Source organism: Colwellia sp. BRX8-7 (genome assembly GCF_014077275.1).
Taxonomy (GTDB): Bacteria; Pseudomonadota; Gammaproteobacteria; order Enterobacterales; family Alteromonadaceae; genus Colwellia_A.
The window spans coordinates 1-26,093 of record NZ_JACGVP010000014.1 but is presented as its reverse complement, the minus strand read 5'-3'; the positions used below and the strand labels follow the sequence as shown (position 1 = coordinate 26,093).

The 26,093-nt window shown below is 37.4% G+C and carries 25 protein-coding genes and 1 tRNA gene; 9 read left to right on the top strand and 17 right to left on the bottom strand.

Annotation, left to right across the window (positions count from 1 at the left end; all coding sequences use genetic code 11):
- Positions 1 to 16: 16 nt before the first annotated feature.
- From H4J57_RS14125 to H4J57_RS14095, 7 genes are read right to left on the bottom strand one after another with little or no spacing between them, the layout of a single operon-like run.
- Complete coding sequence (locus H4J57_RS14125) at positions 17 to 1,510, bottom strand: complex I subunit 5 family protein (protein WP_182243384.1); 1,494 nt, start codon at positions 1,508 to 1,510, stop codon at positions 17 to 19.
- Positions 1,473 to 1,832, bottom strand: a complete 360-nt coding sequence (locus H4J57_RS14120; protein WP_182216014.1) for an NADH-quinone oxidoreductase subunit K — start codon at positions 1,830 to 1,832, stop codon at positions 1,473 to 1,475. Before H4J57_RS14120 ends, H4J57_RS14125 begins: the two co-directional genes overlap by 38 nt.
- Positions 1,832 to 2,515 carry a Na(+)/H(+) antiporter subunit B gene (locus tag H4J57_RS14115; RefSeq protein WP_182243382.1) on the bottom strand — a complete coding sequence of 228 codons (684 nt, stop codon included), beginning with the start codon at positions 2,513 to 2,515 and terminating at the stop codon, positions 1,832 to 1,834. The genes H4J57_RS14120 and H4J57_RS14115 overlap by 1 nt, the downstream gene beginning before the upstream one ends.
- A complete protein-coding gene (locus H4J57_RS14110) occupies positions 2,512 to 2,787 on the bottom strand; it encodes a hydrogenase subunit MbhD domain-containing protein (protein WP_182243380.1) in 276 nt (91 codons plus the stop codon). The genes H4J57_RS14115 and H4J57_RS14110 overlap by 4 nt, the downstream gene beginning before the upstream one ends.
- Positions 2,784 to 3,110, bottom strand: a complete 327-nt coding sequence (mnhG, locus tag H4J57_RS14105; protein ID WP_182216009.1) for a monovalent cation/H(+) antiporter subunit G — start codon at positions 3,108 to 3,110, stop codon at positions 2,784 to 2,786. Before mnhG ends, H4J57_RS14110 begins: the two co-directional genes overlap by 4 nt.
- Positions 3,100 to 3,396, bottom strand: coding sequence for a monovalent cation/H+ antiporter complex subunit F (locus tag H4J57_RS14100; RefSeq protein WP_182243378.1), 297 nt, complete (start codon positions 3,394 to 3,396; stop codon positions 3,100 to 3,102). The genes mnhG and H4J57_RS14100 overlap by 11 nt, the downstream gene beginning before the upstream one ends.
- Complete coding sequence (locus H4J57_RS14095; protein ID WP_182216006.1) at positions 3,396 to 3,920, bottom strand: Na+/H+ antiporter subunit E; 525 nt, start codon at positions 3,918 to 3,920, stop codon at positions 3,396 to 3,398. Before H4J57_RS14095 ends, H4J57_RS14100 begins: the two co-directional genes overlap by 1 nt.
- A 146-nt stretch (positions 3,921 to 4,066) precedes the next feature.
- On the opposite strand from H4J57_RS14095, the gene H4J57_RS14090 reads away from it, so the two are divergent.
- A complete protein-coding gene (locus tag H4J57_RS14090; RefSeq protein ID WP_182222040.1) occupies positions 4,067 to 5,023 on the top strand; it encodes a calcium/sodium antiporter in 957 nt (318 codons plus the stop codon).
- A gap of 81 nt (positions 5,024 to 5,104) precedes the next feature.
- Here H4J57_RS14090 and cspD read toward each other — a convergent pair whose 3' ends face one another.
- On the bottom strand, positions 5,105 to 5,332 hold the full coding sequence (gene cspD, locus H4J57_RS14085) for a cold shock domain-containing protein CspD (RefSeq protein WP_070373660.1): 228 nt from the start codon (positions 5,330 to 5,332) through the stop codon (positions 5,105 to 5,107).
- A 200-nt stretch (positions 5,333 to 5,532) separates the two neighbouring features.
- On the opposite strand from cspD, the gene clpS reads away from it, so the two are divergent.
- Together clpS and clpA are read left to right on the top strand one after the other, a co-directional pair.
- Positions 5,533 to 5,853, top strand: coding sequence for an ATP-dependent Clp protease adapter ClpS (clpS, locus tag H4J57_RS14080; RefSeq protein ID WP_070373659.1), 321 nt, complete (start codon positions 5,533 to 5,535; stop codon positions 5,851 to 5,853).
- Positions 5,854 to 5,881: 28 nt separating this feature from the next.
- Complete coding sequence (gene clpA / locus H4J57_RS14075) at positions 5,882 to 8,131, top strand: ATP-dependent Clp protease ATP-binding subunit ClpA (protein WP_182216003.1); 2,250 nt, start codon at positions 5,882 to 5,884, stop codon at positions 8,129 to 8,131.
- A gap of 148 nt (positions 8,132 to 8,279) precedes the next feature.
- On the opposite strand, the gene H4J57_RS14070 is transcribed toward clpA, so the two are convergent.
- Complete coding sequence (locus tag H4J57_RS14070) at positions 8,280 to 9,341, bottom strand: 3-deoxy-7-phosphoheptulonate synthase (protein ID WP_182243376.1); 1,062 nt, start codon at positions 9,339 to 9,341, stop codon at positions 8,280 to 8,282.
- Between the two features lie 138 nt (positions 9,342 to 9,479).
- Entirely contained in the window at positions 9,480 to 10,289 is an 810-nt protein-coding gene (locus tag H4J57_RS14065; RefSeq protein ID WP_070373656.1) for a pyruvate, water dikinase regulatory protein, read from the bottom strand.
- 323 nt (positions 10,290 to 10,612) lie between these two features.
- On the opposite strand from H4J57_RS14065, the gene ppsA reads away from it, so the two are divergent.
- The 3 genes from ppsA (at position 10,613) to H4J57_RS14050 (ending at position 16,581) form a co-directional block, all read left to right on the top strand.
- Positions 10,613 to 12,991: a phosphoenolpyruvate synthase gene (gene ppsA, locus H4J57_RS14060; protein ID WP_182216000.1), complete on the top strand. Its 2,379-nt coding sequence runs from the start codon at positions 10,613 to 10,615 to the stop codon at positions 12,989 to 12,991.
- A 202-nt stretch (positions 12,992 to 13,193) separates the two neighbouring features.
- On the top strand, positions 13,194 to 16,271 hold the full coding sequence (locus H4J57_RS14055; protein ID WP_182243374.1) for an FAD-binding and (Fe-S)-binding domain-containing protein: 3,078 nt from the start codon (positions 13,194 to 13,196) through the stop codon (positions 16,269 to 16,271).
- A gap of 106 nt (positions 16,272 to 16,377) precedes the next feature.
- Positions 16,378 to 16,581: a cytoplasmic protein gene (locus tag H4J57_RS14050; protein ID WP_182243372.1), complete on the top strand. Its 204-nt coding sequence runs from the start codon at positions 16,378 to 16,380 to the stop codon at positions 16,579 to 16,581.
- A gap of 25 nt (positions 16,582 to 16,606) precedes the next feature.
- Here the strand turns inward: H4J57_RS14050 and H4J57_RS14045 are convergent, their stop codons facing one another.
- From H4J57_RS14045 to H4J57_RS14020, 6 genes are all read right to left on the bottom strand, one after another.
- The gene (locus H4J57_RS14045) at positions 16,607 to 16,945 is read right to left on the bottom strand and encodes a TusE/DsrC/DsvC family sulfur relay protein (RefSeq protein ID WP_182216104.1); all 339 of its coding nucleotides are present in this window, start codon (positions 16,943 to 16,945) and stop codon (positions 16,607 to 16,609) included.
- The gene (gene tusB, locus H4J57_RS14040) at positions 16,936 to 17,232 is read right to left on the bottom strand and encodes a sulfurtransferase complex subunit TusB (RefSeq protein ID WP_182171813.1); all 297 of its coding nucleotides are present in this window, start codon (positions 17,230 to 17,232) and stop codon (positions 16,936 to 16,938) included. The genes H4J57_RS14045 and tusB overlap by 10 nt, the downstream gene beginning before the upstream one ends.
- A gap of 5 nt (positions 17,233 to 17,237) precedes the next feature.
- Positions 17,238 to 17,606 carry a sulfurtransferase complex subunit TusC gene (gene tusC, locus H4J57_RS14035; RefSeq protein WP_182243370.1) on the bottom strand — a complete coding sequence of 123 codons (369 nt, stop codon included), beginning with the start codon at positions 17,604 to 17,606 and terminating at the stop codon, positions 17,238 to 17,240.
- Positions 17,607 to 17,616: 10 nt separating this feature from the next.
- Positions 17,617 to 17,991 carry a sulfurtransferase complex subunit TusD gene (gene tusD / locus H4J57_RS14030; RefSeq protein WP_182243368.1) on the bottom strand — a complete coding sequence of 125 codons (375 nt, stop codon included), beginning with the start codon at positions 17,989 to 17,991 and terminating at the stop codon, positions 17,617 to 17,619.
- Between the two features lie 126 nt (positions 17,992 to 18,117).
- Positions 18,118 to 18,783, bottom strand: a complete 666-nt coding sequence (locus H4J57_RS14025; RefSeq protein ID WP_070373648.1) for a Bax inhibitor-1/YccA family protein — start codon at positions 18,781 to 18,783, stop codon at positions 18,118 to 18,120.
- A gap of 254 nt (positions 18,784 to 19,037) precedes the next feature.
- A complete protein-coding gene (locus tag H4J57_RS14020; RefSeq protein ID WP_070373647.1) occupies positions 19,038 to 19,616 on the bottom strand; it encodes a DNA-3-methyladenine glycosylase I in 579 nt (192 codons plus the stop codon).
- 148 nt (positions 19,617 to 19,764) lie between these two features.
- Here H4J57_RS14020 and H4J57_RS14015 point away from each other — a divergent pair.
- Positions 19,765 to 19,855 (top strand) — tRNA-Ser (locus H4J57_RS14015).
- A gap of 335 nt (positions 19,856 to 20,190) precedes the next feature.
- Here the strand turns inward: H4J57_RS14015 and H4J57_RS14010 are convergent.
- Entirely contained in the window at positions 20,191 to 22,068 is a 1,878-nt protein-coding gene (locus tag H4J57_RS14010; RefSeq protein ID WP_182243445.1) for a DEAD/DEAH box helicase, read from the bottom strand.
- 979 nt (positions 22,069 to 23,047) lie between these two features.
- Between H4J57_RS14010 and H4J57_RS14005 the strand changes: the two genes are divergently transcribed.
- Positions 23,048 to 23,626, top strand: a complete 579-nt coding sequence (locus H4J57_RS14005; RefSeq protein WP_182243366.1) for a PEP-CTERM sorting domain-containing protein — start codon at positions 23,048 to 23,050, stop codon at positions 23,624 to 23,626.
- Positions 23,627 to 23,982: 356 nt separating this feature from the next.
- Positions 23,983 to 26,093: Ig-like domain-containing protein (locus H4J57_RS14000; protein WP_182243364.1), on the top strand; the 2,111-nt coding region annotated here is incomplete at its 3' end.

Below are 26,093 nucleotides of genomic sequence, written 5' to 3'. Positions count from 1 at the left end.
TTTACAACATTAATCATTAGTAACTACCCGTAATTAGGTTAGTTAACCACATCGCATTTAAACCAATAATGATGGTAATAACAGAGAGTCCAACTGCACCTAAAAGCTTACTTTCACTGATAGCTAAAGCGGTAAGTGAGTTTTCCTGAGTCGGTGTGGTAAACGCCAAATTGAGTACTCTAAATAGATAAGCACTCGCTAATAGGCCGCCAATAAAGAGGGTTAATACCCACCACCATTGTTGAGCTTCTACGGCATTATTCAATAATAACCATTTAGCAATAAAACCTCCGCTTGGCGGCAGCCCAATTAAACTAGCACTGGTTACCGCAAAAACAAAAATACTAATGGGGAGCTGTGATGCTATGCCTTGCAGTTGTGATAATTGATCATGCCCCATCGCTTTTTGAATAACGCCGGCGGCTAAAAACATCGCGGCTTTTGCACAGCCATGGGCAACAATAAAGTAAATGACTGCAGTTCGTGCTAAATCAGGCGTGGTAAACATTAACGGAAATGCGAGAAATAAATAACCAATTTGTGCAACAGTAGAGTAGGCAATTAATTGCTTTAATCTGGGTGAAGTAAAAGCCCGATATGAGCCATAAATGACCGCCATGGCGCCAAATATACCCATTATAGTCACCGCCGTAAATGTAACCACTGGCGCGAGAATTTTAAACCAAAAGGTAAAAAGGATAAAAAATGCGGCTTTAACCACTAAAGCAGACAACATTGCACTTACTGGCGCAGAAGCATTGGAATGGGCTGAAGGTAGCCAAAAGTGTAATGGAAATAAAGCGCATTTCATCATCATACCCAAGGTAATAAGGGCTAACGCTAACTGCATACTGCTATTACTTTCAACTAAATTAGCAACCAGTTGATTGTCGAGAACGCCATAAGTACGATAAATAATAGCCACACCCAATAAATACATTAACGAACCAAACAGGCCAACTAATAGGTATTGAAATGATGCTTGTAGTGCTTGTTGCGTGCCTTGAATAGCAATTAAACTTACTGCAGAAAGCCCCAAGAGCTCGAGCATAATATAAGTATTAAAAATATCAGACGAGATAAAAATACCATTTAAGGCGGTGATTAAAAACCACCATAAAGGCCAGAAGCGGACTTCTTTTTCGTTATCATCAAAATATTGTGTGCTGTAAAATGTGATAGCTAAACCTATTGTCGAGGTCATTAACAGCATAATGGCGCTAAATTCGTTAATCGATAATCTTATGCCTAGTGGCGGCTGCCAGCCACCAATAATTAACTCAATGGCTACGGCTTGTTGTAAAACATAACCCGCTTGTAGAGCACAGATAACCACTAACGTTATCGAGCTAATAACACTGATTAGCCGGCTTAATTTCGTATTACCTGCCACAAAGCAAATAATAGCAATAACCATAGGGAGTATCATTAATGCCGGTAATGAAAAAGTTGTAATGAAATTATTAATCAAATTAACCTCGACCTTGAGTATCATTGCTACTATTTTCATAGACCGACTCTGATTGTGTAGCCGCTTCTTCTTTTTGTACTAATCGCGCAAACTTGGCTATTTTAGAGGCTAAGTTAAGACCTAAAGCGGTACCAGCTGCAGCAACTATTATTCCTGTTAACACCATGGCATGAGGAACAGGGTCAATAGCATTAGGGTAGGTATGCGCAATAGCAAGTAGCAACATAAAAATAGCAATTCCAATGACATTTAGGCCCAATAATTTACGAATAAAGTCGCTATTCAATAAAAATCCTAGCAAGCCAATAGCGAACAATAAAATTGAGCAAAGGGTGTATAAATTAGTTTGGGATAATTCCATTACGCATGCCCTTTGTTAATCGATTCAAAACAAAGAAATAATATTAAGGCAATCGCGAAAGTTGCAAAAAATTCGATCACTAAAATACTGGCACCGGCTAACTCAACAGGAAACGTGAGAAAAGCATGGGACTGCAAATAAAGAAGTAGTATTACAGCAATAAAAGCGATTAGCCCTAACGACATTAACAAGCGATAGCGTAGTTTAGTAAAATCGATAACTTGTACGTTTGCTAATGATAATAAAACTATACAGCCAGCTAGCAAAGCCGAAGCTTGAAAAGCGCCACCGGGCTTTGTTGAACCAATCCACAGTAAATAACCGGCCATAATAATGGTTAAGGGGATAAATACCTTGGCGATCAGTAAGACTTGCGATTCTTCCTGAAGGGTAAAGGTCAAAACAGGGGTATCTAATATGTAGGGTAACACGGCTATCGCCACCACTAAAAAAACAGCAAATTCAATAAAAGTATCGTAAGCACGATAATTTAACAGCACAGCGGTAACGATATTCGTTACACCCGTTTTATCAAGCGAATTTAACGCTAACGCTTGTAGTTCATTGCCATGTGGTGCCTGGTTAAATAAAGCAAAAATGAAAAATGCAGTAAACAGGGTGACTAAAATAATAATGAGCGTTTTTTCAATAACATCACTATTTTTTGCTAAAAATTTTATCAAAAATCACCTCGACCCTTCTTATCTGTGGGCTTATCTATTGATAGTTTGCGCCATGACGCTAGCAACATTGCTCCCGTTAAACCTGTGCCAATGGCTGCTTCAGCGATCGCAACATCAATGGCATTCAACTGGATCCAGCAAAGGGTGATCACCAGTCCAAGACTAATAAATAATACAATGGCGGTGAACGACTGTTTGACTAAGAACATTGAACCGGCAATAACTAAAACGCAAAGACACAATAAGATATCAATCCATAATTCACTATTCATTTGTTATTGTTCCCGTTGTTGTGCTGATTACCATCATGTTCCACCATTTGTCTTCTGCGTTCATGGCGGGCCACTAAATGACAGCTCGTCGCACTTGTCAGTAATAATAATGCCCATACCAAGATGACTTTTATTGCCATAGAAACACTATTAACTTGTGGTAGTAACCCTAAGGTGATTAAACCTACGCCTAAATTATCAGATTTAGTCAGAGCATGTAGGCGACAAAATACGTCAGGAAAGCGTAATAGTCCTATCGTCCCAGCGATAAAAAATAGGCATCCTAATGACAACATTATGATGGTAAATATATTAGCTATCATGTTTATGATTCTCTGATGGGCTAACGTTGTCGATCGGCTGCTCTGCTAACTTTAAAAAGGCAATGACGGTAATCGATGCTAATAAGGTAAAAACTAAAGCAACGTTAGTGATAACTTCGTTATTTTGTAATACCGAAAAAACAAGAACGATTGTTGTGCCTATAGTGCCAAATAATTGTGCCGCTAACATACGGTTGGCGTTATCAGGGCCAATTAATACTCTGAGCAGCCCAACGATTAAGCAGATTAACAAAATGATAACCACGAAAGTGTAAAAAAAAGTCATTACTTACTCGCTATTTTCGTCGATGAATAATTTTCTTGTGGAGAAATATCTAAATGATAAAGCTCACAAATAGCGAGTTCACATTGATATATATCTTCTAATGAACTGCTGGTAACTGTTAGCACATGAACCAGTACACGGGTAGGCTCTCTAATAACACTTACCGAACCTGGCAATAAGCTAACCACGTTCATAAATAAGTTCATTGGTGAACCAGCCGGTAAATGCTTAATTGAATAGTGAATAAATTCAGGCTGTAATTTCATGTCAACAGAGAATACTCGCACTGCTGTGTCGGTTCCGCCCTTTATCGATTGATAAATGAAAAACCAAATGAATTTAGGTACTTTAGCAATGTTGATGTAAAAAGTGCGGTTAGCACTGTCGGTTTTTTCTGACAATTTGGCAGATACAAAAATGCTCATGGGGATAAAAACAACACCAACAAGCAATGAAGCAAGATCACCATCAGTAAGTAAAAACCAAAAGCCGGATAATAACAGGCTGGATATGAAGTAAAACAAGATTTAAGGCTTAATATTTTTATTGATCATAATATTCACAATTATAGAAGTTAACGTCAACAAAGCCTACAAAAAACTGTCATCTTTTTGGTATTTTAAAGATATAATATAGAAAATATTTTTGTTGGATATTTTCAGGTAAATTAATGAATTATATAATGATGATTGCAGGACTGTTGATGTTAATCATTGGCGGTGAACTTTTGATACGTGGTGCCATGTCTGCGGCGAACAAACTTAACGTTTCTCCCTTTTTAAGTGGTTTAGTCATTGTTGGTTTTGGCACCTCCATGCCAGAATTAATCGTTTCAGTAAATGCCATAATGAATAACAATTCAGCTGTGGCATTAGGGAACATCATGGGGAGTAATATAGGTAATATTGGTCTTATTATTGGTACTTGTGGATTAATAGCACCTTTGGCGTTTAAACAGTCTGCCCTTAAACGTGATGCGATAGTGATGCTAGGTGCTGTTTCTTTACTGATTTTAATAGGGCTAACCGGTTCTTTCTCTATTATTTCTGGTGTGGCGATGATTAGTGCGCTTTTGGCTTATTTAGGTTTCACCATTTACAAAGAGAAAAATCATAATACGGCTTCGCATAAACTCCACCAAGCTGAAGGAAAAGAGCTACACACTAAACCTCACAAAACTTGGCTGGTGATATTATCGATTGCATTCGGTTTAGGTTTTCTTATGCTAGGAGCACAATGGTTTGTTACGGGAGCAACGATTATTGCCAAAGCCTTAGGAGTATCAGACGCGCTTATAGGGCTCACTTTAGTTGCTATAGGGACATCACTGCCCGAATTTACTATTTCGGTAATGGCGGTATTAAGAAAACACATGGATGTAGCTGTTGCAAATGTTGTTGGCAGTAACATTTTTAATATTCTGGGTATTCTTGGTGTTTCTTCTTTAATTTCACCCATTTCGTTCCAAGGAAGATTTGCCGAGTTTGATCAGTGGGCTTTATTATTTATTACGTTGGTATTGACCGTGTTCTTATTGTTTGGTCATTCAATAGGCAAACTAAAATCAATCTTTTTACTCTTGTTTTATGTTGCTTATGTTTCGCTTGGGTATCTCTATTTCAATTAGTTACAAGCACTGATAAAAAAATACCTGGTTGCTAGATGAGCAAACAGGTATTTTATTGTATTATTGCAGCGCAATAGAAAATTATTCTTCACCCATAGCTTCAATTTCATCAGGTGTAATACTAGCAGCATGATGGCCTTTGGGGCCTGCATTTAGTTCATAATCAACGTCTTGACCAGCTTTTAATGTACGGTATCCTTCCATTTGGATTGTTGAATAATGCGCGAAAATATCTTCACCACCATCCTCTGGACGAATAAAACCAAACCCTTTTGCATTATTAAACCACTTCACTGTCCCGTGAGCCATACTTCAACTTCCTTCTACATCGGTAATTAGGTATGCTTGCATAAAAGCATTAACATAAATGTATTAATGATTAAAAAATAATCACTAAAGTAAACAGTAGACAAGTTATATAAATAATCAAGTTAATTTTATCAGTTAATTGAATATTTATTTTTTTAAATGTTAAAGCAAAATCACTAGGTACAGACTAATATAAAATTATGAGCAAGTGGAAAGAGTTACTAGATAATCAAGAAGTCCTTGAAGACGAACTTGTAGAGCAATTTGAAAAGCCCCCTATGTATACTGTTGTGTTACTTAACGATGATTATACGCCGATGGATTTTGTCATAGATGTGCTGTGTCGATTTTTTAATATGAACTCAGATAAGGCGACCGACGTAATGTTAGAGATTCATTATAAAGGAAAGGGGCGATGCGGTACTTTTACTGCTGAAATAGCAGAAACAAAAGTTGAACAAGTTAATCAATACGCATTAGAAAATGAGCACCCATTGCAATGTACAATGGAAAAAGCGTGAATTCGCATGGTTTAAAGTGGAGTAGTCTATGCTGAACAAAGATTTAGAAATATCATTAAATATGGCTTTCCGTCAAGCCAAGGACTCCCGTCATGAATTTATGACGGTTGAGCATTTATTATTAGCCTTATTAGACAACCCTTCATCAATCGAAGCGCTTAAAGCTTGTGCTGCCGATATGGGAAAAATACGTAAAGAGTTACTAGATTTTATAGCAGAAACAACGCCAGTGATCCCAGAAGGGGAAATTGAACGTGAAACTCAACCAACTTTAGGTTTTCAGCGCGTATTACAACGAGCCGTTTTTCATGTGCAATCTTCTGGAAAAAGTGAAGTTAACGGTTCCAACGTACTGGTCGCTATTTTCAGTGAACAAGAATCTCAAGCGGCTTATTTTCTGAAAAAATCAGACATTAGCCGTTTAGACATTGTAAATTTTATTTCTCATGGAATTTCTAAAATAGAACATACGGATTCTCCGCAATCTACCGAAGAAGCTCACGTTGAAGAACCCCGTACTATTGAAAACTTTGCTACCAATCTTAACGAAGAAGCGAGAAAAGGGAATATTGACCCGCTAATTGGTCGCGATAGCGAATTAGAACGAACTTTACAGGTACTAAGTCGTCGCCGTAAGAATAACCCTTTATTTGTTGGTGAAGCAGGGGTGGGTAAAACAGCTATTGCCGAAGGACTTGCCAATTTAGTTATTTCTGACGATGTACCTGAATTCTTAGCTGAAACCACTATTTACTCGCTTGATATGGGTGCTTTATTAGCGGGCACCAAATACCGTGGTGATTTTGAAAAACGTTTTAAAGGCTTATTAAAAGAGTTGGAAGAAGAGGGCAATGCCATTCTATTTATCGATGAAATTCATACGATAATTGGTGCTGGTGCTGCTTCAGGTGGCATGATGGACGCTTCTAATTTAATAAAGCCATTATTATCATCAGGAAAACTTCGTTGCATGGGTTCAACGACCTACCAAGAATACCAAAGTGTTTTTGAAAAAGATCGTGCATTAGCTCGCCGTTTTCAAAAAATAGATGTTGTCGAGCCAAGTGTTGATGACACCACTAAAATATTGCATGGTTTAAAAGAAAAATACGAATCACATCACGGTATTCGTTATACCAATAAAGCCTTGCGTGCAGCTGCACAATTGTCGGCTAAATATATCAATGAGCGTTTTCTTCCCGATAAAGCCATTGATGTTATTGATGAAGCGGGTGCAAAACAACAATTAGTTGCTGCTTCGAAGCGTAAAAAAGTAATTAACGACAGTGATATAGAATCTATTGTTGCCAAAATGGCGAGGATCCCTGAAAAGTCAGTTTCATCATCAGAAAAAGACAGTCTTAAGACATTAGACCGTAACTTGAAAATGGTTGTTTTTGGACAAGACCACGCTATTGATGAACTGACTTCAGTAATTCGCTTATCTCGTGCTGGTTTAGGTAATGAACACAAACCTGTTGGTTCGTTCTTATTTGCTGGGCCAACTGGGGTGGGTAAAACAGAAGTAACACAACAATTAGCTAAATCTTTAGGTGTCGAACTATTACGCTACGACATGTCAGAGTACATGGAGAAACATGCGGTAAGCCGTTTAATAGGTGCTCCTCCAGGTTATGTTGGTTATGAGCAAGGCGGTTTATTAACGGATGCAGTCATTAAGCATCCTCATTCTGTGGTCTTGTTAGATGAAATTGAAAAAGCTCATGAAGATGTTTATAACATTTTATTGCAGGTCATGGACCACGGAACATTAACCGATAATAACGGTCGTAAAGCTGATTTTAGAAATATTGTTTTAGTGTTAACAACCAATGCGGGAGCTCATGAAATAACTCGCCAATCTATTGGTTTTAAACAACAAGATCAGTCAATTGATGCAATGGGTGAAATTAATAAAACCTTCTCACCTGAATTTAGAAATCGTTTAGACAATATTGTCTGGTTCAACCATTTAGATGAAGTTGTTATTCAACAAGTGGTTGATAAATTTATTGTTGAACTACAGGCACTACTTGATCAAAAAGGCGTTTCATTAGAATTAACGAAAGACGCTAGAAAATGGTTGGCTGTTAACGGTTATGATAAATCGATGGGCGCTCGACCTATGTCACGTCTAATACAAGAGCACTTAAAGAAACCATTAGCTAATGAATTATTGTTTGGTGATCTAACACACGGTGGCGTGGCGAAAGTTGGTGTCAAAAAAGATAAATTAGTACTCAGTTATATTCAAAAGAAAGAATTGGTTGAGCATTAGCAGCAAACGGAGCTAACCAAACACTTTACGTTACGGTGTTTGGTTTAGTTTCACTTAGATAAATTTTGCTGAATATAAAAAAGCCGCAAGGGAGTTATCCTCAGCGGCTTTTTTTATTTAAGCGTTGAAATATGCTTTATAGATAAATTTAACGTTGAGTTGAACGTTTAGCTTGAACAGCCGCCGATAACTCATCTAACAAACTGACACTGGTGTCTAAGTTAATACAGGCATCAGTGATACTTTGTCCGTAGGTGAGTTTGTTAACATCAACCACTTTTTGATTACCCTCAACTAAGAAGCTTTCAACCATTACACCAAATATAGCGTTGTCGCCTTGCTCCATTTGAGCTCTTAAAGAGCGAGCAACGTCAATTTGTTTGTTATGGTCTTTAAAACTATTGCCATGGCTACAATCGATCATAATACGATTATCTAAGCCAGCTTTAGCCAATACTTCACCGGTCTTACTAATGTTTTCTGCGTGATAGTTCGGCTCTTTACCGCCACGTAAAATAACATGAGCAAATGGGTTACCATGCGTTTGATAAATACACATTTGACCACTTTTATTGGGTGAGTATAAAACATGAGGCACACTTGAGGCGTTGATGGCGTCAACAGCAATCTGTACATTACCGTCAGTGCCATTTTTAAAACCTACTGGACATGAAAGTGCTGAAGCTAATTCTCGGTGAACTTGGCTTTCAGTTGTTCTAGCACCAATAGCTCCCCAGCTTATTAAATCTGAAATATATTGGCCGGTCACCATATCTAAAAATTCAGTACCTGCAGGTAAACCGAGTTTATTAATATCCATTAATAACGATCGAGCCAGGTTTAAGCCTTTGGCTACATGAAAAGATTTATCTAAATCAGGGTCACTAATCAAACCTTTCCAGCCAACCGTTGTACGAGGCTTTTCAAAATAAACACGCATGACAATCAATAAATCATCTCGGTACTTATCATGTAATACTTTAAGTTTCTCTGCGTAATCAACAGCAGCAGTGGTGTCGTGAATTGAACACGGGCCAATAATGACCAGTAAACGGTCGTCGTCACCGGTAATAATCGCTTCAATGTCTTTTCTGCTTTGGATGATAAAACTCGCTGTTTCATCATCTAGTGGGATTTGCTGTGCTAATTCTTCAGGAGAAACAAGGTTTTCAATTAGCGTGGTTCTAAATTCATCCGTTTTAATAGTCATGGTAATCTAATTTTTTTATTTGAAGGCGTTAATGCGCAATAAAAAAGCCAGCGCAATATAATTTATCGCGCTAACATAACCAAATTAGCGGCTTATGTGAAATGCTTTCTGTATTTTCAAAGATTAATTTGAACTAAGTTAATATTTATAGCGTTGTAAGCCTGTTTCATTGAGGATTTTTGCTGATATTTCTTCTACTGAAAACTTTGTGCTGTTAAGGAAGGGAATTTTTTCTTTTTTATACAGTTTCTCCACTTCTCTAACTTCCATTCGACACTGTCGTGCTGATGAATATTTACTGTTCGCTAATCTTTCACCGCGAATATCAATTAAGCGTTGTGCGTCGATAGTTAAGCCAAACAGTTTCTTTTTATGAGGTTTTAAAAAGTCAGGTAAAGTCAGGTCGTCCATATCATCATCAGTAAAAGGGTAATTCGCTGCTTTGATACCATATTGTAGTGCGAGGTATAGCGAGGTTGGTGTTTTACCCGAGCGCGATACACCCACGAGAATAACGTCGGCATGCTCATAATTGGTAACATTTGAACCATCATCATTGGCCAGTGAATAATTAACCGCATCAATACGATAATCATAACTATTTTCGTGAATACTGTGCGTGCGATGAGCGGTAGGCTTAGCGTCTAGTTGCAGTTCTTTCTCAAGTGGCGCGACAAAATGCTCTAGGAAGTTATAAATAACGCCATCACAACTATCAATAATTTTTCTAATGTCGTTATTAACAAAGGTATGAAAAACTAACGGCGGCATACCGGTACGTTTAGCGGCCTTATTAATTTTTATTTTTGCCGCTTCTGCTTTTTCAACAGTTTCAACAAATGAAATAGTGTCGTGATCAAATTCCATTGGGAAAAGTGATAGCAAAGCATGACCAAAAACCTCTGATGTAATGGCTGTGCCATCAGAAATATAAAAAGCAGCGCGCATTTAAAAACCTCTTTATTATTTTTAATACCCAACCAATAAAATTAGCTGAGTTTTTTTATAGTTAAAATAAATGACTACTGCCAGATAAAATTAATAAGTAGGTTAATGACTTAATAAATTTTATGCAGGATATTTACCCATTTTTCTGATGAAAACTAGGCCATTCAATTAATTAAATGGGTATAACTGTAACTTATACTGAAATGTTTCAAATAACATTTCAGTTTATAAAGTTCGCAGTGTAAAATGTCTTAAGCTATAAATATACTGATATAACTCATAAATCTATTTATTTTTGTTTCTTTTTTTTTGGAGAAGATGTCGTGCAAGAAAATGTACTTTGGTATGAAGTTTTAGGAATGAATGATGTTGACCGCGTTGGCGGAAAAAATGCATCACTTGGTGAAATGATCTCAAACCTTTCAAACGTAGGCGTGCAAGTCCCAGGTGGTTTTGCTACGACTTCCTACGCATTTAATGAATTCTTAGAACAAAGTGGCATCAACGACAAAATATATCAGTTACTTGATAATTTAGATGTTGATGACCTAGCCGCATTATCAAAATCAGGTGAAACAATCCGTAATTGGATCATAGAAACACCATTTCTACCTGAAATGCAGCAAGATATAGCAAAAGCCTACACCACCTTAGCCGATGGTTTTGCTGACGATGCTTCATTTGCTGTTCGTTCTTCAGCAACGGCAGAAGATATGCCCGATGCTTCTTTTGCGGGACAACAAGAAACTTTCTTAAACGTACGTGGTTTTGACGCTGTGATGATAGCGATCAAACATGTTTACGCTTCTTTATTTAACGACCGTGCTATCTCTTACCGTGTTCATCAAGGTTATGACCATCGTGGTGTTGCTTTGTCTGCTGGCATTCAGCGTATGGTACGTAGTGATATTGCTTCAAGCGGTGTGATGTTCTCTATTGATACTGAGTCTGGCTTTGAAGACGTAGTCTTTATTACCTCAAGTTACGGTTTAGGTGAAATGGTGGTGCAGGGCGCAGTTAACCCTGATGAATTTTATGTTCATAAACCTACACTTGCTAAAGGTAGACCGTCGGTTGTTCGTCGTAATATCGGTAGTAAAGCCATAAAAATGATTTACACCACAGATCAAAGTCATGGCAAACAAGTTGAAATTGTTGATATTGAAGAAAAGTTGTCTAATCAATTTTCATTAACCGATGATGAAGTTCAAGAACTTGCCAAACAAGCCGTTATTATTGAAAAGCATTATCAACGTCCAATGGATATTGAATGGGCTAAAGATGGCTTAGACGGTAAGCTTTACATCGTTCAGGCGCGCCCTGAAACAGTTCGTAGCCGCGAAAGCGCAAATGTCATGGAACAGTTTCAATTACAAACAACCGCTGATGTTATTTGTGAAGGTCGCTCAATAGGTCACAAAATTGGTAGTGGTGAAGCAAAGGTTTTAGCTTCACTGGCTGAAATGGATAAAATTAAGCCCGGTGATGTTTTAGTCACCGATATGACCGACCCTGATTGGGAGCCTATTATGAAGCGTGCTTCTGCGATTGTTACTAATCGTGGTGGTAGAACTTGTCATGCTGCAATTATTGCTCGTGAAATGGGTATTCCTGCGGTTGTTGGTTGTGGTGATGCGACAAAACGTATTGCTAATGGTGATGATATTACCGTTTCTTGTGCTGAAGGTGATACCGGTTTTATCTACAAAGGTAAACTTGATTTTACTGTAACAACTTCACAAGTTGATTCGATGCCAGAAGTTCCATTAAAAATAATGATGAATGTTGGTAACCCAGACAGAGCCTTTGGTTTTGCTCGTTTACCTCATGCGGGTATTGGTTTAGCGCGTTTAGAATTCATTATTAATAAGATGATTGGCATTCATCCAAAAGCGTTGTTAAATTTTGACGAGCAATCTGACGATTTAAAAGATGAAATTAACGACATTATCGTTGGTTATGCTAGCCCAGTTGAATTTTATATTGCTAAGCTAACTGAAGGTATTGCAACCTTAGCGTCAGCTTATTCGCCTGAGAAAGTAATCGTTAGAATGTCTGATTTCAAATCAAACGAATATGCTAACTTAGTTGGCGGCGACGTGTTTGAACCGGAAGAAGAAAATCCAATGATTGGCTATCGCGGCGCAGCACGTTATATCTCTAAAGATTTCCGTGAATGTTTTGCACTTGAGTGTGAAGCGATTAAACGCGTGCGAAACGACATGGATTTTACCAACGTTGAAGTCATGATCCCATTTGTTCGTACGGTAGAAGAAGCCGAGCAAGTCATTGAAATACTAGCTGAAAATGGTCTGAAACGTGGTGAAAATGGTTTGCGCGTTATTATGATGTGTGAATTACCGTCGAACTGTTTGTTAGCCGATCAATTTCTAGATCATTTTGACGGATTTTCTATCGGTTCAAATGATTTAACGCAATTAACACTAGGTTTAGACCGTGACTCTGGTTTAATCGCTCATTTATTTGATGAACGTAATCCTGCTATTAAAGCCTTATTGTCGATGGCGATTAAAGCTTGTAAAGCGCGTGGTAAATATGTGGGTATTTGTGGCCAAGGCCCGTCAGATCACCCTGATTTTGCCGCATGGTTGGTTGAAGAAGGTATCGACAGTGTTTCGCTTAATCCAGATACGGTATTAGCGACTTGGTTGTATATTGCTGAAAACCACAAGAATAAATAATCGTATAGCGTGGTTTATCGGTGAATAATGTGAGGTCATAGCCTCACTGGCAATATAATAAACAAAGGCTAGGTTCTTTTTACTATAAGTTTAGTTAAAAAGTTCTTAGCCTTTTTGCACTCTTCAACAAAACTTGAGTCATAATTCAAAACTGACGTGATATACTTACCTTAACCTTAAATCGTTAATATGTTTTTCGTCTATGTCTCAGAGCTTACCTTCATTAGAACACCAAGAACTTATCGCTCCACTGTATCAAAAGTTTTCTCAGGAGCTTGGTAACAGTCAATATAGCGGTGAAATTAATTGCCAATATAGTGCTCGGCTAGCGGTTGCTACCGACAACAGCATTTATCAACAATTACCACAATTGGTTTTACATCCTCGAAGTAAGCAAGACGTACAATTGATCAGTCAATTGTCTTCAACGCCAAAGTATCAAAGTATTAAGTTTAGTGCGCGTGGCGGTGGAACTGGCACCAATGGACAAAGCTTAACGCCAGGCATTGTCGTTGACTTGTCAAAATATATGAACCGTATTTTAGAAATTAATATTGAAGAAAACTGGATACGTGTTGAAGCGGGCGTCATCAAAGATCAATTAAATGATTATTTACGTCCACACGGTTTTTTCTTTTCTCCAGATTTATCAACCAGTAGTCGTGCAACCATTGGTGGCATGATTAATACTGATGCTTCCGGGCAAGGCTCTCTGGTCTATGGCAAAACCTCTAATCATGTTTTAGCCCTAGAATCGGTTTTAGCCAATGGTGACTTTCTGTCAACATCTCCGATGTCCATTGAGGAAGCGGAAGAACTCGCGCAACAAAATAGCAGTTACGGCCATATTGTTAAACAAGTACTGGCCTCATGTCGTGACAACCGAGCCTTGATTTTAGAAAAATTTCCCCGTTTAAATCGTTTTTTAACGGGTTATGATCTAGAAAATGTTTTTAATGATGATTTAAGCCAAGTTGATATTTCTCGTCTGATCACCGGTTCAGAAGGTTCGTTAGCCTTTGTTTGTGAGGCAAAACTCAACTTAACGCCAATTTTAAAAGCTAAAACACTGATTGTAATTAAATATGACAGTTTTGATTCTGCGCTGCGCCATTCACCGGCGCTCGTTGAAGCTAAAGCGACTTCAGTTGAAACCATCGATTCAAAAGTCTTAAATTTAGCCAAACAAGATATTGTCTGGCATTCGGTGCGTGATTTAATCACCGATGTTGACAGTAAAGTCATGGACGGTATTAATATTGTTGAGTACAACGGCACCAGTATTGAAGCTTTAGCCGATCAGGTCGCACAATTAACAGCACGTTTAGATAGCGACATTAGCAATAATACCGGTGTTATTGGTTATCAAGTGACCACTGATTTAAGCAGTATCAATAAACTTTATGGTATGCGAAAAAAAGCCGTTGGCTTGTTAGGCAACACAGCAGGTAGTCAAAAACCATTAGCTTTTGCCGAAGATACTGCCGTGCCACCCGAAAACTTAGCGGATTACATTGTTGAGTTTCGCGCATTACTCGATAGTTATGGTTTGCACTACGGCATGTTTGGTCATGTTGATGCGGGTGTTTTACATGTCCGCCCAGCACTCGATATGTGCGATCCTGAACAAGAAAAGTTGCTCCGCGAAATCTCTGATAAAGTGGTAACGTTAACCGCTAAATATGGTGGTTTAATGTGGGGTGAACATGGCAAAGGTTATCGAAGCGAATACAGTCCAAAATTTTTCGGTGAACATTTATTTACTGAACTAAGAAAAATTAAAAGTGCTTTCGACCCGCATAATAAAATGAATCCAGGTAAAATTTGTACGCCACTTGAATCGAGTGAAAAACTAGTCTCGGTTGACGACACTAAACGGGGTTTCTATGACCGGCAAATACCTATAACGGTAAAAGATTCATTTAGTTCAGCGCTCGACTGTAATGGCAATGGCTTGTGTTTCAATTATGATGTAGACAGCCCAATGTGTCCTTCAAGCAAGGTAACGCGTGACCGAAGACATTCGCCAAAAGGTAGAGCAGGCTTGATGCGTGAGTGGTTACGTCTTTTAGAAGCTAAGGGAGTCGATATCCTTAGTTTAGAAGAAAACATTCAGCATTGGTCTGTAAAACGTTTATTAGATAAGATAAAAAATCGTTTTTCAGCACATCAAAAAGAAGATTTTTCTCACGAAGTGATGGAAGCGATGCAAGGCTGTTTAGCCTGTAAAGCTTGTGCGAGTCAATGCCCTGTAAAAGTAGATGTTCCAGATTTTAGAGCGCGCTTTGTTAACTTATATCATTCAAGATACTTCCGTCCGTTAAAAGATCACTTAGTCGCTAATGTAGAAACATTAACACCATTAATGGCCAAATCTCCGAAATTAATTAATTCGGTATTATCCCATAAATGGTACGACAAATTTTCACGAGCAACGATTGGTTATATTGATACTCCGATACTTTCTGTACCGACCTTAGCAAAGCAAGTCAGAGAAAAAAATTATCAATCCTTTGACCTTGCTTATTTACAAGGGCTCAATAAAGAGCAACAAGCGAGTTATGTGCTGATCGTTCAAGACCCGTTTACTTCTTTTTATGATGCTAACGTCGTTGAAGCTATGATGGCATTAATTGAAAAGTTAGGTTTTACCCCAATATTATTACCGTTTAAACCTAATGGTAAACCGCAGCACGTAAAAGGATTTTTAGCTAAATTTGCAAAGACAGCTAAAAATACCGCTGAATTTTTAAATGAACTTCATCAGTTAAATATACCTATGGTCGGTTTAGATGCTTCATTGACGCTTTGCTATCGCGACGAATATAAACAAACGCTTGGTGATAAGCGTGGCGATTTTCACGTGCTGTTAGCCCATGAATGGTTATTAACGGTTATAGAACATCAGAATACTAAAATAGCACTTTCATCACTAACGGGTGATAAACCAGTGGCGCCTTATAAATTATTTGCACATTGTACTGAGAAAACGGCATTAGCCGGTAGTGAAGGGCAATGGCGTGAGATATTCAAGTTATTTGGTTTGACACTTGAAAACGTCTCTGTGGGCTGTTGTGGTATGGCTGGTACTTACGGACATGAGCAAGTAAATTTTGAAAACTCGAAAATGTTATTTGAAATGAGTTGGCAAGATAAGTTAGCTAAATTAGAGGCTAAACAAGTCTTAGTGACTGGCTACTCCTGTAGAAGCCAAACAAAGCGTTTAGGAAACATGCAGACTCGTCATCCTGTGGAAGCGTTATTATCAGCTTTTGAGTAAATGTTATCATTGACTAAAGTTATGATAAAGAGAGTCGATATAGTTTGTGACAAATGTTGTACTTGTTCTAACTTGCTATGTGCATAGCTAAAACGTGAGAGGCTTTATGTCGTTATCATTGAATAATATTGAAAGTGTGCAAACAGATATAACTACAGGTTATGCATTAAAAACCGCAGCCTTATCTAAAGGTCAGCAAGAGCTTGAAGGTGAAATGGCGCTAAAGCTTATCGCCTCGGCTGGCAGTATTGACTCCGTGGCATTACCAACATCAGGTAGCAGTGGTTTCACTATCAATATTAAAGTTTAATATTGATAGTCGGAGAGTAAAACGTTTAAATACAGCGTGCTGGTTTGGGTAAACCAGCATACTTTGTTGCTTGTTTTGCTGGCCCTTCTTTGAATAATCGATATAAGTACCGACTACTTGATTTTTCTTCGCCAAATTCTGCTTTCATCGCTTTTGTTAACGCTCTTATTGCCGGGGACGTATTGTAAGTCAGGTAGAACTCTCTAACAAAGCGTATAACTTCAAAGTGTTGCTCCGTTAATACCAATTGGTCTTTATCAGCAATTATCTGCGCTAAATCTGTATGCCAGTCTTTAAAGTTAATTAAATAACCTTGCTTGTCGGTGGCGATTTCTTGCTCATTAAAAAATAAACTCACTGCCAAGTTACCGATTTTTCTGTTGCACAAATCAATGTCATTAATGCATCGAGTGATAAAGTGTTTATTTTTTCTTTATCAATCGTTATAGCTCTTGCTTGTGCGTGCGCTTCAACAATATAAAGCGCGGGCAGCGCTATTTTACTTAAGGCTTGTTGCCATAAATCATGACTAAGGTTGTAGCAACCATCATCAAGTAGCACGATAGTGTCATTTGCTTGTATTACGTCAAGACATTGTTCAAAGTCGCTTGTTTGAAAAGCGGATGTGCGCACTAAGTGAAGCATACTCATGTGGGTTAAAACCTTAATATTGATTGATGTTGGTGTAATGATATCGAGAACTCTGCACGGTCAAGTACTGCTACGTTTTCAATAGAAAAATCGTTAGCCAAGCCACGTTGAGTCAGTGAATGTTGGCAAACATAAATATTTTCAATATCATAAAACTCTAATGCCGCTAACGTTTTTAAAAAGTCTTTTTGTTGGATAAATTCAGGTTGTTGTTTGGCTATTAATTGATAAACGCCATCGCCTTGAAAATACAAACTAATGGCTTGTTCATAAGAGCCAAAAATAAGGGCAACATCAAGAGAATCTTTAGCATTTGCTGCTGAAAAGGGTGCGCTGGCATTAACGATAGCAAGTGATTTTTTGGCTTCAGACATGATAAATACCTTACAGTTGAATTAGACGATCAGCGTTGACATTCAATTCTACTAACTCACCTAGGCCCGATAAGGTAAATGCCTGATGAATAGTAGCGGCTTGACCATCATTAATATCATCACTTAGTCCACGTTTTTCTGCTGCAGTAGCACATAAGTGTAAAGGAATATCATAGTCGTGATGTAATTGTTGCCATTGTCGATGGGCTTGGTATTCGTCATTAGGGAGTGCAAGGTGCTGGCTACCATTTAAAACACCGTCTTGATAAAAAAATACGCCAACAACGTTAATATCACTCTTTAACGCAGCGGTAACCATATTAATAGCAGTAGCCGTTAAGTTACTGTTGGGCGGGGTGGTAATAACAAAGGCGAGTTTTTTCACAAAATGTCCTACATACACAAGTAAATAGTGATTATAAATGAATATAAAAAAACCTCGGTGACCGTAAGATCAACGAGGTTTCATATTATAAGCAATAACTCACTTACATTCTATTATCTTACGATATTAATCATCGCCGCCCATTACGCCTAAAAGGTGTAATAAATGCACGAAGATGTTGTAAATATTCAAGTATAAAGAAATAGTTGCTCGAATGTAGTTGGTTTCACCACCATTAATTATACGACTAGTATCAAACAAGATTAAACCAGACATAATCATGATAATAGCTGCGCTAACTGCTAATGAAAGAGCCGGTATTTGAAAGAAAATATTTGCAATACTTGCAACTATTACCACAATTAAACCGACCATCAAAAAACCACCCATAAACGAGAAGTCTTTTTTGCTAGTTAATGCATAACCCGATAAGGCGAAAAATATTAATGCAGTGCCACCTAAGGCTTGCATTATCATTCCAGGACCTGCAGGCATTGCAGCGTAATGGTTAAGCATAGGGCCTAGAGAGGCTCCCATTAAACCAGTGAATGCAAAAATCCAAAAAATACCACTCGCTGAATCAGCTTTTTTGTTTACAACAAACATTAAGCCAAAAGCGACTAATGTCATTATAAGAGCTGCGCCGTGTGGCAAGTTCAACGACATAGAAATAGCGGCAGTAACGGCACTAAAAGCTAATGTCATTGATAACAACATATAGGTATTTTTAAGTACCTTGTTAATTTCTATAGCTGAGCTTTTACTCGCTTGTAAACCAATATTTGATTGCATAAAACTTCCTCTGATAACTTTAGTTATACTTTTTAGATAAGGCCATTTAAGTAAAATTCAAGAGTACTCTTAAATTTTCTTTATGACATCTTGACATATTATGACATGGCGTTTTTTAAAATACTATTATTTAGTTGCTTAAATTTGTTGATATTTACTAATAATTTGTGAATATTTGTAACTAAAAAATTTAGCCGCATTAACTAGCATTGGTGGCTTGTTGGTGATTGTTATTTTTCCAAGGTATTACTCACTTATTTTCTAAAACAGCTATTTGAGTGGTCATTTATCAATCCGGTTGCTTGTAAATGTGAATATAAGGTTGTTGAGCCTAGAAATTTAAAGCCAATCTTCTTCATGTCTTTGGCTAATCTATCACTAATAGGCGACGTAGCAACTGATTTCTCTGTATCATTTATACTGTTAACTTGGGTTTTATTATCAACATAAGACCAGATGAACTGACAAAAACTTCCGTACTCTTGCTGTATTTCAATAAATCGTTGTGCATTATTAATAGCCGCTACTATTTTTAGCCTGTTGCGTACTATTGAGGCATCTTGCATTAAACGTTCTACATCGTCGTTAGTAAACCTTGCAACTTTATTTACATCAAAGTCTAAAAATAACGTACGGTAACCTTCACGTTTCTTAAGAATAGTGTACCAACTTAAGCCAGCTTGTGCAGATTCTAAAACAAGGGATTCAAACATCACTTTATCGTCATGAACCGGCACTCCCCATTCTTCATCGTGGTATTTTACATAATCAGGTTTTGAGGTATCAAGCCAAGAACAGCGGCACTTGTTTACAGAAAAATTGTTATTACCCATACACACCCTTGAAGATTGTTTAAATAGCTAGCGATTTGTTGTTTTTTTTAGCAAACAAACATTTTTGTTAAATAAATGCTTTACAAGTCTTTTTCTACACTTTAATATTCGCCTCGTCTTCAAGCAAGCAATTGTTTTGAGACATTCAGGTGAGATGGCTGAGTGGTCGAAAGCACTGGTCTTGAAAACCAGCAAGGGTTTATAGCCCTTCTAGAGTTCAAATCTCTATCTCACCGCCAAATAAGAAAAGCCGCTAATCGAAAGATTAGCGGTTTTTTGCTTTTTGAAGTTAGAAATTATAAATAAGGTTTATAGCACTAAACCTTTGAGTAGAGTTCAAATCTCTTTCTCACCGCCAAATAAAGAAAAACCGCTAATCGAAAGATTAGCGGTTTTTTGCTTTTTGAAGTTAGAAATTTTAAACCTGTGTTTATAGCACTGCTATATCTTTTACCTTACACTAAGATAACCAATTGATTTTAAATTAAAAATTTCTCTGGTTAAGTTTGTGCGTTCATTTTTATATTAGGCTTATCATTTTTTATTATGTAGTATGTTATGAGCCTATTTGAGCCTATTTGAGCTGATTGGCTTTTCGGTATTTACCTTGATAGTCAAAAAGTCTGTTTTTGACACGCCAGTAGAATTTTTGTTTTCTACCAATGACAAAGTCAGGACACGGCAATATGTTAGCTAACTTTAATGCTTGTTCAAGTGTAGTCACTTCAAACGATCCAGTAGAGCCCAGCTGAACACTAATTTTAGCGCTAAGGCGTTTAGAAAAGATATCATTGAACGCTTTAACTTGATTTGGCTTAGTGAAGTCAAAAGATTCATTGAGTTCAACGCCTTCCTCGTCATGGTAAGTGATTTTTAACTTATCAGCTCCCTTATCACTAACTTTCGTTAAATTAAGACCTGCGCAACGAATAATTTTTGAATCTTTAAGTTGCAGTGCTTTTTTTAACATATCATCGGGATCAACCAAGACTTCATGACACTGTAAACAGTTACGAGCAGCTATGTCATTTTCACCACCGCAGTGTGGGCATTCTTTAAATACAAAACGATAGTCACATTGGCTCTGTGTACCTTGTTCTTCAATTAGGCCTTGGCATCGTCGGCCGTAGTGTTCCACTAAATAACCATCATCATCACAAATGCCCCAAAATAAATTGGGAAATTCACAACTTGGGCAAATAACTTGCACCGGCTGACTTTTACTATTCGGCTTTTTCTCACCAACTTCGGGATGATAGAGGTCAAAATCATTGCCCGTATAGTCAATGACCAAGCAATCTTTTTTGTTATCACTCAAACGCAGACCACGGCCAATGATTTGCTGATAGAGACTAACTGATTGTGTTGGACGTAATATCGCAATCATATCGACATGTGGTGCGTCAAAGCCAGTGGTTAATACTGAAACATTAACTAGGTATTTAATTTCTTTTCGTTTGAATGCCTTAATTAACTTATCGCGTTCAGTATTGTCGGTAGCACCGGTAATTAATGCACTCAATTTGGCGGGTAAATAACTAAAGACTTCCTTTGCATGCTCAACTGTAGCGGCAAATATCATAATACCTTGACGTTTATAGCCTAACTCAATGACCTGCTCAATAATGCCTTGAGTCACCCGGGGATTTTTATTTAATAGATGATTGATATCTGTAGGACTATATTCACCCGAGGCGTTTGCTCGCAGGCTACTAAAATCATAATGCTCTATGGTGGCATCGACTAAATTAGGTTCGGTTAAATACTGGCGTTTAATTAAGTAACGAAGGGGTAGTTCATAAATACAGTGCTCAAAAGGTCGCTTTTCTTCACTTCGCATGAAACCACGGTAATGTTTTTTATATATCCAGCCCATACCTAAACGATAAGGGGTTGCGGTTAAACCCAATAATTTAACATCAGGATTAACTTGCATCAATTTTTCAATAATTTGTTGATACTGGTTACTATTGGACAGCTTGCTTGCTTTTTCTTGTGTTTGCTCTTTAGACTTGTCTTTAACCAGCTCAGTGCTGGCTAAGTTAACTCTATGACATTCGTCAATAATAATTAAGGAGTAGGGCTCACTAAAGTCATCTAGATTGCGAGCTGCCGATTGTATACTGGCGAACGTGACTTGGTGCTGAGTTTCTTTCAGTTTTAATCCGGCCGAATAAATACCGGCGGTAACACCATAGCTTTCATATTTTTGATGATTTTGCTCGACCAATTCTTTGACATGGGTGAGTACCAATATTTTTCGCTTTGCCAACCGAGCAAGCTCGGCAATTACCAGACTTTTACCTGAGCCTGTAGGTAAAACAATCACCGCAGATTCGTTGGTTTTTCGAAAGTGTTTAAGCACCGCCGAAACAGCTTCTTGTTGATAATCTCTAAGTTGAAAAACTTCCACGCAGTGCTGTTGCCTTAATAGGGAAATGAAAACAGTCATAATAGCAAAGTAGTGGATAAGTCCAAAATTAAAAACCAACTTTAAACCTTGATTAGTTTGTAGCAGTTAATCTAATAGTAGGGTTTAATAAAAGACTAATATGCTGGGCATTACTGGGAACACCACTGAGGTAATTGAGCCTTAATATGATTTTTTTGCAAAAAGTTATACAAAGTAGTACTGATAGGTAGCTTTACAGTCTCTTATTAGTAACTAGGGAGTACTTCATAAAAATCAAACAGACAATTTATCTGTTTAATTTCTTATCTATAATGATCATGAGTTTACTCTAGTGGAAATTTATTGAGTAAAATCAGTGCCCATAGACGTCCCATTCTTCACACAAAATATAGAAAAACCTATAATCAAAAGATTATGGTTTTTTGTTTTATAGCGCTCAAAATATTAACTTCAAATATAGACAAGGGTTTATTGCACTAAGCCTTCGAGTAGCGCTCACACCTTTATAGCAAGGGGTATATAAAAAAGCAGTATGAAAGTTCTAAGCTTTTGCATTATAGTAATATATGAAAGTTTGAACAAATGAGTGTTAGGAAAGGTTTCACAAGTGATCTCAAACCACTAGGTTACGGTAATGTTTAATGGTGTATTTATATATTTATCTTTTAAAATGCTTAAAATCAGACTAAAAAATTGTACCTGGGAGAGTTAGAAGTATTATCTGCACAATATATTATTATTGCTAACACAAGAGAAAGGTATAAAAATTGAAAATTAGCATAAATTATTAATTCAGGTATCATGTACCTAAAGTGTTATTAAATTATAATTTTTTTAGTTATGCTTTAGTGTCGTGTTTTTTAACAGTTATCAAAAATGAAGTTTACATTTGAATGTTACCCATTGAATTAAATGGGGTTTTATTTTTGGTGTATATCTTGCATACCACAAGTATCTTGAAGTAAATGTCGTTATGCGACATCAAATTATTAACCCATTAAGGGCTTAAGGAAGTTGTATGAGTTCTAAAATCATAAATATTGTTGTAGTTTGTGTGTTATCTCTTTTTGTTGTAGAAAGGGCCAATGCGGGACTAATTAGGGGTCAGCTATATTCTGATAATGCTGGTATCCAATGGGAGTATGTTAATAGTTTTGATTTATCGCTTGGTGAAAGATATAAACAGAATAACATTATCCAAAATGTTGAAACATTTAATGGCTTAGAAGCAGCAGTCATATTGTATGGTCGACTTGCTGGTGGCGCAATTTATGCTTTGAGTTCAAATAACTTTGATGAATACTCATTCTTTAATAATACCATCGATGGTTTTGTTAATCATAATGCTTGGTATGACAGCTTTGGTCAGAATGGCGCAATTAGATCTCGTGCTGAAAATATAACGACTGATAATGCCGGTGCTGCTGGTTATAATACAGTTGGTGACTATTCAGCATATATTAAAGACCGAGCGCAGGCGGGACACTTTATGAATCATGTATTCAAATCTGTGACAATTTCAGTGCCTGAACCATCAACAATTGCTATTTTCTCACTTGCTTTAATTGGATTAGTCTTTCGTAGATTCAATAACTAATAATTTTATTATCATCATCAAGGCGGTGTCACTCGATACCGCCGTTGTTACTGAACATTAATATCTATTTTGCATGTCTTATCTCTATAAATAACATCTATTTAATTGAGATACAGACCCTAGACATTGAATCATTATTGTAAGATTAAGTTTTATAATATTTCTGTATTAAAACTTAATCTTTTTATTTAATTTATCTGTTAATCAATTCATTAGAAGACCACCTAAAATACATTGTCTTTAGTCTAAATACTTGTAATATGTAACCTCATAAGTATGTTTACAGTTATCAATCAGCTGCAGTATTTTTAGATTGTCTAGAGTATGTGGTAAGCCAAATCATTAGGAAGTTGTTTATGGAAAACTATACCAACCCAAAAAGTGCACAAGTCATTAATGTTAAAGGTGAAATTCACACCGATGTGGCTGTAAATACTCTATTACAAGTTGGTGATGTCGTTAAAGCAGGCGCCGTTCTTAATTTAATCAAAGGCAGTGAAATTGTATTAGCTTATGCTGATGGAAGTCAGCATAAAGTCTACAGCTCCGAGGCTGAGTCGGTAAATGAAATTCGTGTAGATATAATTTCTCCTGATAACAATACAGAAAGTGTTGATAGTGAAGATATCAATAATATTCAAAATGAAATTTCAGCAATTCAAGATTTAATTGATGCTGATATTGATGCAGAGCTTCCTGAAACAACTGCAGGTCTTACTAGTAATGAAGGTACAAGTTTTGCCACGGTAAACAGAACAGGCGATGAAACGTTAGCGCAGGCTGGATACGATACAACAGAACAAAATAATATTTTTGTCTTACCTGGTGATTTAGATAACGAAAATAATAATGATAACTTTGCCTTATTTGATGCTGATGAAAATGTCACTGTAGCAGAAGATACATCAGCCACAGGTAATGTGCTAGATAATGGTGCCAGCGCAGGCGGCCCATTAAGTGTGATTAACTTTAGTGTTGATGGTAATACTTTCGATGCGGGCGAGACAATTAATCTAGTAGAGGGTGAATTTACCTTAAATGCAGACGGTAGCTATACCTTCATACCTGCTGATAATTTTAATGGCACTGTGCCCGTGGTCAATTACACCGTTACTGATGGTGCAGGTAATACGGATAGTTCTACTTTAACGATTTTAGTAACACCCGTATCAGATCTTACTGATGCGGATGAATCTGTTACAACAGCTGAAGATACCCCTGTTTCTGGCAATGTACTTAATAATGCTGAAACTGCAGATGGCCCTCTGACTATAACGAGCTTTACTGTTGATGGTAATACTTTTAATCCAGGTGATACGGTTACTCTCGCTGAAGGTGAACTCACTTTAAATCCAGATGGTAGTTACACCTTTATACCAAATGACAATTTCAACGGCAGTGTACCGGTGGTCAGCTACACCGTTACTGACGGTGCGGGTGATACCGATAGTTCTACGCTAACAATTTCAGTAACACCGTTACCAGATCTTACTGATGACAATGAATCTGTTACAACAGCTGAAGATACCCCAGTCTCTGGTAACGTTTTGGATAATGCAGCAACTGCAGATGGACCATTAACCGTAACCAATTTTACTGTTGATGGAAATACTTTCAATGCAGGTGATACGATAAGTCTCACTGAAGGCGAACTCACTTTAAATGCAGATGGTAGTTATACCTTCACACCCAATGATAACTTCAATGGTGCTGTTCCTGTAATTACTTATACCGTCACAGATGGTGCCGGTGATACGGATAGTTCTACCTTAACGATTTCAGTAACACCCGTATCAGATCTTATTGATGATAGTGAGTCTGTTATAACAGCTGAAGATACCCCAGTCTCTGGTAACGTTTTAGATAATGCAGCAACTGCAGATGGACCATTAACCGTAACGAGTTTTACTGTTGATGGTAATACGTATAATGCAGGTGACACGGTTACTCTTGCTGAGGGTGAACTCACTTTAAATGCCGATGGTAGTTACACTTTTACACCAAATGACAATTTCAATGGTGCTGTGCCCGTAGTCAGCTACATCGTAACTGATGGTGCAGGTGATACGGATAGTTCTACTCTAACAATTTCAGTAACACCTTTATCAGATCTTATTGATGATAATGAATCTGTTACAACAGCTGAAGATACCCCAGTCTCTGGAAACGTTCTAGATAATGCAGCAACTGCAGATGGACCATTAACCGTAACCAGCTTTACTGTTAATGGAAATACTTTCAATGCAGGTGATACGGTAACTCTCACTGAAGGCGAACTCACCTTAAATGCAGATGGTAGTTACACTTTTACACCCAATGATAACTTCAATGGTGCCGTGCCAGTGGTCAGCTACATCGTAACTGATGGTGCAGGTGATACGGATAGTTCTACTCTAACAATTTCAGTAACACCTTTATCAGATCTTACTGATGATAATGAATCTGTTACAACAGTTGAAGATACAGC

What these genes read in the sequence shown, in the direction of transcription:
- clpS (WP_070373659.1), top strand. Translation starts at nt 5,533, where the DNA reads ATGAGCAAGTGGAAAGAGTTACTAGATAATCAAGAAGTCCTTGAAGAC.
- tusB (WP_182171813.1), bottom strand. Translation starts at nt 17,232, where the DNA reads ATGAGTATGCTTCACTTAGTGCGCACATCCGCTTTTCAAACAAGCGAC.
- H4J57_RS14005 (WP_182243366.1), top strand. Translation starts at nt 23,048, where the DNA reads ATGAGTTCTAAAATCATAAATATTGTTGTAGTTTGTGTGTTATCTCTT.
- H4J57_RS14055 (WP_182243374.1), top strand. Translation starts at nt 13,194, where the DNA reads ATGTCTCAGAGCTTACCTTCATTAGAACACCAAGAACTTATCGCTCCA.
- mnhG (WP_182216009.1), bottom strand. Translation starts at nt 3,110, where the DNA reads ATGATAGCTAATATATTTACCATCATAATGTTGTCATTAGGATGCCTA.
- H4J57_RS14020 (WP_070373647.1), bottom strand. Translation starts at nt 19,616, where the DNA reads ATGGGTAATAACAATTTTTCTGTAAACAAGTGCCGCTGTTCTTGGCTT.
- H4J57_RS14065 (WP_070373656.1), bottom strand. Translation starts at nt 10,289, where the DNA reads ATGCGCGCTGCTTTTTATATTTCTGATGGCACAGCCATTACATCAGAG.
- H4J57_RS14100 (WP_182243378.1), bottom strand. Translation starts at nt 3,396, where the DNA reads ATGACTTTTTTTTACACTTTCGTGGTTATCATTTTGTTAATCTGCTTA.
- H4J57_RS14050 (WP_182243372.1), top strand. Translation starts at nt 16,378, where the DNA reads ATGTCGTTATCATTGAATAATATTGAAAGTGTGCAAACAGATATAACT.
- H4J57_RS14070 (WP_182243376.1), bottom strand. Translation starts at nt 9,341, where the DNA reads ATGACTATTAAAACGGATGAATTTAGAACCACGCTAATTGAAAACCTT.
- H4J57_RS14110 (WP_182243380.1), bottom strand. Translation starts at nt 2,787, where the DNA reads ATGAATAGTGAATTATGGATTGATATCTTATTGTGTCTTTGCGTTTTA.
- H4J57_RS14090 (WP_182222040.1), top strand. Translation starts at nt 4,067, where the DNA reads ATGAATTATATAATGATGATTGCAGGACTGTTGATGTTAATCATTGGC.
- H4J57_RS14010 (WP_182243445.1), bottom strand. Translation starts at nt 22,068, where the DNA reads ATGACTGTTTTCATTTCCCTATTAAGGCAACAGCACTGCGTGGAAGTT.
- clpA (WP_182216003.1), top strand. Translation starts at nt 5,882, where the DNA reads ATGCTGAACAAAGATTTAGAAATATCATTAAATATGGCTTTCCGTCAA.
- H4J57_RS14120 (WP_182216014.1), bottom strand. Translation starts at nt 1,832, where the DNA reads ATGGAATTATCCCAAACTAATTTATACACCCTTTGCTCAATTTTATTG.
- H4J57_RS14025 (WP_070373648.1), bottom strand. Translation starts at nt 18,783, where the DNA reads ATGCAATCAAATATTGGTTTACAAGCGAGTAAAAGCTCAGCTATAGAA.
- tusC (WP_182243370.1), bottom strand. Translation starts at nt 17,606, where the DNA reads ATGTCTGAAGCCAAAAAATCACTTGCTATCGTTAATGCCAGCGCACCC.
- H4J57_RS14125 (WP_182243384.1), bottom strand. Translation starts at nt 1,510, where the DNA reads ATGAAAATAGTAGCAATGATACTCAAGGTCGAGGTTAATTTGATTAAT.
- cspD (WP_070373660.1), bottom strand. Translation starts at nt 5,332, where the DNA reads ATGGCTCACGGGACAGTGAAGTGGTTTAATAATGCAAAAGGGTTTGGT.